General features: G+C 66.8%; 2 protein-coding genes. One reads left to right on the top strand and one right to left on the bottom strand.

Translation table 11 applies throughout. From position 1 onward, the window contains the following. Positions 1–402: IS200/IS605 family transposase (gene tnpA / locus ACZ4WS_RS47760; RefSeq protein WP_467990504.1), on the bottom strand; the 402-nt coding region annotated here is incomplete at its 3' end. A 32-nt stretch (positions 403–434) separates the two neighbouring features. Here tnpA and ACZ4WS_RS47765 point away from each other — a divergent pair. Next, positions 435–1,339: transposase (locus ACZ4WS_RS47765; RefSeq protein ID WP_467990506.1), on the top strand; the 905-nt coding region annotated here is incomplete at its 3' end.

Here is a 1,339-nt window from a genome sequence, read left to right on the forward strand (position 1 = left end):
GTACTCCTTGATGGCCTTGAGTGGGGCTCCTCCGGCGGAGGCGGCGAAGTAGGACGGGGACCAGAAGTGGTCGCCCCAGAGGTAGCGGCGGATGTGGTCGGGGAACTCCTGCCGCAGACGTCGTGCGGAGACGCCTTTGAGTGAGCCGACCAGGCGGGACAGGGCGACCTTGGGGGGATAGTGCACGAGGAGGTGGACGTGGTCGGTTTCGCCGTTGAACTCGGTCAGTTCCGCTCCGAAGTCGGCGCAGACATCTCGCATGACCTCCTCGCAACGGACGAGGATCTCGTCGGTGAAGGGGCCGCGTCGATACTTCGGGGTGAAGACCAAGTGTGCATGGAGGGTGTAGACAACTGTTCTACCCCTTCTCAGATCGGGGTTTGGTTCCCATCGGGGTGACATGGACTGATTGTAGGAGTGTTAGCCTCGCGGTCATGAAGCTGGTGGTGCGGGTCAAACTCCTGCCGACGCCCGTACAGGCGGCGGTACTTGAGGCGACCCTGCACGCCTGCAACGAGGCGGCCTCCTGGGTGTCGGCCACCGGCTTCGCGGCGAAGACCACCACCAACCGCGCGCTGCGAGACCGTTGCTACGCCACGGTCAAGGAGCGGTGGGGGCTTGGCGCGCAGGCCGCCCAGCACAGCATCAAGAAGACCGCCGACGCCTACGCCACCTTGCGGGCGAATCTGAAGGCTGGGAGCTACGGCCGCCGGGGTTCCCAGCGGTACGCCAAGGCGGCGGGTAAGCCGCTCTCCTTCCGCAAAGATGCCGCCCAGCCGTACGACGACCGGATGCTGTCCTGGCAGCACGAGCAGCGCACGGTCTCGATCTGGACCACGGCCGGACGCCTCAAGGGCGTGGCGTTCACGGGGCAGGCCGGGCAGCTCGCCTCTCTCGCCGCACACCGGCAAGGCGAGTCGGACCTGCTGCACCGGGATGGCGCCTGGTACCTCCTGGCCACGTGCGAGATCGCCGAGGCCGCGCTGAACACCCACCCGGTTGCCTTCCTCGGGGTGGATCTGGGCATCGTGAACATCGCCTCCACCACGGACGGCACCCGGCACAGCGGGCGCCGGATGAACCGGCGCCGCGAGAACGACCGGAAGCTGCGCACCAAGCTGCAGAAGAAGAACACCAAGTCCGCCAAGCGGCGAGCGAAGAAGCACGCGGGCAAGGAGAAGCGGCGGGCCCGCGACATCAACCACAAGATCAGCAAGAGCATCGTGGCGGCGGCCCAACGCACCGCACGCGGCATCGCCCTGGAAGAACTCACGGGCATCCGCGAACGGGTACGGCTGAGGAAGCCCCAACGCGCCACCCTGCACTCCTGGTCCTTCCA

It is taken from the genome of Streptomyces sp. NPDC029292, from assembly GCF_055569295.1.